The sequence below is a fragment of the Archangium sp. genome (assembly GCF_036388035.1).
Lineage (GTDB): Bacteria > Myxococcota > Myxococcia > Myxococcales > Myxococcaceae > Archangium.
The window spans coordinates 1-5,319 of record NZ_DASVSO010000732.1 but is presented as its reverse complement, the minus strand read 5'-3'; the positions used below and the strand labels follow the sequence as shown (position 1 = coordinate 5,319).

The 5,319-nt window shown below is 72.0% G+C and carries 3 protein-coding genes; 1 reads left to right on the top strand and 2 read right to left on the bottom strand.

Annotated elements, in window-relative coordinates:
• Both VF697_RS30115 and VF697_RS30110 read right to left on the bottom strand, forming a co-directional pair.
• Nucleotides 1-2,689, bottom strand: a 2,689-nt coding sequence (locus VF697_RS30115; protein WP_331100288.1) for a TIGR02266 family protein, incomplete at its 3' end; no start/stop codon positions are given.
• Between the two features lie 206 nt (nucleotides 2,690-2,895).
• Complete coding sequence (locus VF697_RS30110; protein WP_331100287.1) at nucleotides 2,896-4,290, bottom strand: hypothetical protein; 1,395 nt, start codon at nucleotides 4,288-4,290, stop codon at nucleotides 2,896-2,898.
• A gap of 271 nt (nucleotides 4,291-4,561) precedes the next feature.
• On the opposite strand from VF697_RS30110, the gene VF697_RS30105 reads away from it, so the two are divergent.
• Nucleotides 4,562-5,319 (top strand): AAA family ATPase (locus tag VF697_RS30105; RefSeq protein WP_331100286.1); only part of this gene is annotated, 758 nt, incomplete at its 3' end.

Below are 5,319 nucleotides of genomic sequence, written 5' to 3'. Positions count from 1 at the left end.
AGGCCCTGCCCACCACCTTCTTGAGGAAGCCCCAGAAGCGGCCAGAGCGCTCCTTGAGATCCTGCCCGCGGCGCTCCTCGGCCGCCTTCGCCGCGTCCGAGGCCACGCCCAGCCGCTGCCGCAGCTCGTCCGGCGTGTAGCGCGTGGCCAGCGTCGCCTTCACTTCCTTGCGCGTCGAGTACTCCTGCGCGTTCACATGCAGCACGCACTCCGCGTCCAGCCGCAGCGTCACCGCCACCCGCACCGAGCCCTTCGGCCCCTTGGGCAGCCCCTCCAGCCGCACCGTCCCCAGGTACTCGTTCGCCGCGATGTGCGGGTCCTCGCCCTGGAAGACGGACAGCTCCATCACCTCTTCGTTGTCCCGCGTCGTCGAGATGGCGAACGAGCGCTGCGCCGGCAGCGGCGTGTTGCGCTCGATGACGCGCGTGAAGGCGCCTCCCGGCATCGCCACGCCGATCGTCATCGGCAGCACGTCGATGAGCACCACGCTCGTCACCTTGTCCACCGCGCTCGAGTACAGCGCCGCGCCCAGGGCCACCGCCTCGTCCGTGTTCACGCCCGCGTGCGGAGGCTTGCCGAACACCTCCTTGAGCTTCTCGCGCACCAGCGGCATGCGGCTCTGCCCACCCACCAGGAGGATGTCGTCGATCTCCCCGGGGCGCAGCTTGGCGTCCAGCAGCACATCGCGCACCACGTCCAGCGTGCGCATCACCAGCGGCAGGCACACCTTCTCCATCTCCGCGCGCGTGAGCGTGACGTGTAGGTCCCTCGGCTGCCCCGCCTCGTCCATCATCAGCATCGGGATGTGGATTTCGTAGGAGCTGCTCTCCGAGAGCGCCACCTTCGCGCGCTCGGCCGCGTCCGTCACTCGCGACAGCGCGATGCGGTCTCCCTGGAAGTTCACCTTCTCCGTCTGCTGGAAGCGCTCCAGCAGCAGATCCACCAGGAGGCTGTCGAAGTCCATGCCGCCCAGGAAGATGTCGCCGCCCGTGGACAGCACCTCGAACACGTTCTTGTCGATGCGCAGGATGGTCGCGTCGAAGGTGCCGCCGCCCAGGTCATAGACGAGCACCTTCTTGGCCATGTCCCGGTTGAGCCCGTAGGCCAGCGCCGCCGAGGTGGGCTCGTTGAGGATGCGCTCCACCTTCAGCCCCGCCATCCACCCCGCCCGGCGCACCGCCTCGCGCTGCGGCTCCGAGTAGTACGCCGGCACCGTCACCACCGCGCGCTCCACCTTCTGCCCCAGGTGCTGCTCCGCCAGCTCCTTGCACTCGCGCAGGATGATGCCCTGCACCTCCTCCAGCGACAGCACGTTCTCGCCCATCCGCACCGCGGCGCGGCCGCGCGTGTCGGGGACGATTTGGTAGTGGAAGCGCTCGCGCACCTGGTTCACCACCGCGCTGTCGAAGGGGCGGCCCACCAGGCGCTTCGCGCCGTAGATGGTCTGCTCGGGGCGCAGCAGCACCTGGCTCTTCGCGCGGTGGCTCACCAGCAGCTTGCCCTGCGTGGACAGCGACACCACCGAGGGGATGGTGTTGTAGCCCTCGCGCGAGCGCAGCACCGTGGGCTTGTTGTTCGTCACCACCGCCACGCACGAGTTGGTGGTGCCCAGGTCGATGCCGATGACCGGGCCCTTGCCCTCCAGCGTCGCGGGCGGCGTGAGGAAGACGGTGCGCACCTGGCCCGGCGAGCTCTTGGGCTCGGGGGCCAGCGGGGCGGCGGGCTTCGCGGCTGGCGCGAGCACGGGGGCCGCGGTCCGCGTCACCGGGGGAGGCGGTGCCGGAGCAGGGGGCGCGGCCGGAGCCACGGGACGCACGCCAGAGGGCTCGGGCTTCCTGGGCGGAGGCCTGCGCTGGGGTTGCCCCGCCACGGGCCGGGCGAACTCGAGCGGCTCGTCATCGTCGGACGACTCCAGCTCCAGCTCCACCGCGCTGCTGGACTGCCCGGTGCGCATGGGCTGCTGCGCGGGTGGGGGCACGGACGTGGCCGCCGCCGAGAGGTCCAGGTCGAACTCCTGTCCCCCGCCGGGCTGACGCAAGGCGGCCGTCACGGCGGGGGGCACCTCCAGCGTCGGCCTCGAGAAGACATCCGGCGCGGGCGTGCTGGCGATGAGCTCGTCGATCGGAATGTCCACGGCGGTGACGGGCGGAGGCGGGGGCGGCCCGCCAGGCTGGTTCGGACGCGCACCCGCCGGCGGTTTCGCCACGGGAGTTCCTGAAGCCACCGGCGCCCCGGAGGGAGCCCTCGCCATGGGAGGAACCATCGGAGCGGCGGGCGGCCTCACGGGCGCCACAGGCAGAGCGGCCACGGACGGCGGCGGGGCGGCCGTCCGCGGAGCCTCCACCGCGGGCGCCTCGCCCTTGCGCTGCAACATCCGCTCGACGAGCGCCTGGGAGGCCGGCTCCAGCTCCGTGAACTGGATGCCCATGCCCGGGGGGCCGGACAGGTCCTCGGGCGGCCGTACCCAGCGCACCACCGCCGAGCCTCGCAGCACCCGGACTCCGTCGGCGATCCGCACCTCGAACTTCACCGGCGTGCCCACCGGCTGCGGCTCGCGCGAGCGGATGAACATGCCCCCGGGGCTGAGGTTGACGGCGAACTCCTCGACGAAGCTGCCGATGTTCGTGTGCTTGAGCTTCACGAGCAGACCCACGGACTTGCGATCCGTGGCGCGCCGACTCTCATCCATAGGATCTGACTGTCGCGGGTCCGTCCGGCTCGCTCAAGTCTTTATCTTCTCTCTCGCCCTCCTGGCGGCCTGTCATCCCATGACAGGTGGGCTCATGGGCGACTCCCGCCCACGCCCCTTCCCCGTGCGATGTCCCTGGAAGGTCGACCGCCTGGGAACCTGACAGGTCGTTCTCACCTCTTGGGAAAAGTACAGGCGGGGCACCCTCAGGGGCCGAGCAGCCGCAGGAAGGCCTCCTGGTCCCACGCGTCCCCCGCGCCCCCGTGTCGCTGGTGGCCGAGCAGCATGAGGCCCCGACCCGGGACGAAGCCCAGCGCGGTGCCCACCACCGGGCAGCCGCCCTCGGAGCACTCGCCGGGGGACAGCGTGCGCTCGTCGCGCTGCGTTCCCTCTGGCGCGTACGCGCTCAACACGCCGCCACAGGCCGCTACCACCTGCGCCCGGTCGTCCACCGTCACCACGGGCGGCGCGGGCCGCGCGCCACACGCGAGCGAGTGGAGCCAGTGCTCGGCCCCGTCCGGCCCCGCGGCGAGCGCGAAGGCCCCCGAGCCGGTGAGCGTCGTCCCGCCCCACGGCAGGGAGCCGCGGAACTCGCCCACCAGCGCCACGCCCCCGTCCGGGGCTGGCTTCACTCCGGTGACGTGGCCCTCCACCCCCCGCACCTCCTTGCCCCACGCGAGCCGTCCATCCGATGTGAAGGCGAGCAGCACCAGGCCCCGTCCATGGGCGGTCCCGAAGGTGCGGCCGTCCACCGTGAGCGTGCCGACGAGGCGGCCGGCGAGCAGGGCCTGGCCGGAGGGCAGGAATGTCACCGCGTGCAGTGCCGTCCCCTCGGCCACCGGATCGAGCTGCCGCGTCCAGCGGAAGACGCCCTCGGCATCGTGGTGGGCGAGCACCGGGAGATGGCCCTCCGGCACCCACTCCTCGGCCGCGACGAGCACGCCGCCCTCGCCGTCCGCCGCCACCCCGTACACCTTCTGTCCCACGCGCCGCTGCCAGAGGGCCTGGCCGTCGCCGGAGAACTTCACCAGGAAGCCGTCGTTGGCCGCGCCCAGGCCGAAGTCCAGCGGGTACAGGAAGGCGTTGCCCGTGAGGAAGAGCTCCCCCGAGGGCGCGACCGCCACGCTCGGCGAGGCCACGCGCATGCGGGAGAACTCGCGCGTCCACCGCACCTGGCCGTCCGGGGCGTACCGGGCCAGGGTGAGGGCCCGACGCTCGCCGGGGACGGGCTCCCGGTCCTCGTCCATGCGCGGCGAGGAGAGCCACACCACGGAGATGTCCCCCGTGCCGTCCACGGCGAGCCCCGTGCCGGTGTCGTCCTGCGGCCCGCCGAGGCGGTGGAACCAGGACGCGACCTGGGGCGCGGGCTCCTCCGGTGCGGGCGAGCCTGACTCCGGCCTCGGGTCGGACGGCAGGCGGGAGGGCTCCGAGGTGGGCGGCTCGAGGGCCACCGCGACCGGAGCGGGGCTCGGCGGCTGGGGCTCGGGCGTGCCCGTCGGCTCGTCCCCCGAGCCCCCGCATCCCACGGCCAGCGCCAGCAGCGCGGCGGGCAGGAACCGGCTCCCCGGACGGGCGGTGTGTACTCCTGACTCTCGGTGCATGACTCTCCCCACCTGTCCTCCCGGCCCGCGAGGCCCGGAGACTCGAACCGGCGGAAGGTAATGGGGTCATTTCCCACCGCATCCCCCCTCGTCCGGAGATGTCCAGGCCCCCCCGGAGGGCAGGGAGCCACTCTCGGATGTCGTGGAGCGGACGAACGGCCGATGGCAGGAATACAGGGGGGCCAGAACGGTTGGCAGCCCACGTTCGAGCCGCGCCCCCGACGCGAACCCCTTGGTCCGCGCGCCGCCCGCGATTAAGAAAACCCCTCCCATGGAAAACGCCGCCCCCATCACGCCGCCGCCCGCCCCGGAAGCCACCAGCGAGGACCTCCAGGCCGTCGAGGAGCTCGCCCGGGCCAAAGCCCAGATCCTCGCGCAGATCGAGAAGCGCGTCGTGGGTCAGCGGGACGTGGTGGAGCACCTGCTCATCGCGCTCTTCGCCCGAGGCCACTGCCTCTTCGTGGGCGTGCCCGGCCTGGCCAAGACGCTGCTCATCTCCACGCTGGCGGACGTGCTCAACCTGTCCTTCAACCGCATCCAGTTCACCCCGGACCTGATGCCCTCGGACATCACCGGCACGGACATCCTGGAGGAGGACAAGGCCACGGGGCACCGCGCCTTCCGCTTCCTCAAGGGCCCGCTCTTCGCCAACATCATCCTCGCGGACGAGGTGAACCGCACCCCGCCCAAGACGCAGGCGGCCCTGCTGCAGGCCATGCAGGAGTACCGCGTCACCGCCGGCGGCCGCACCTACCCGCTGGAGCTGCCCTTCCTCGTCTTCGCCACGCAGAACCCCATCGAGCAGGAGGGCACCTATCCGCTGCCCGAGGCCCAGCTCGACCGCTTCATGTTCAAGGTCCTCGTCGGCTACCCGACGGCGACGCAGGAGTTCGTCGTCGTCGAGCGGATGACCACCGGGCACGAGACCCCGGCGCCGGTGATCGACGTCGACACGCTGCTCGGGTTCCAGCGGGCGGCGGACGCGGTGTACGTCGACCCGCAGATCATCGAGTACGCGGTCCGGCTCAG

What these genes read in the sequence shown, in the direction of transcription:
- VF697_RS30110 (WP_331100287.1), bottom strand. Translation starts at nt 4,290, where the DNA reads ATGCACCGAGAGTCAGGAGTACACACCGCCCGTCCGGGGAGCCGGTTC.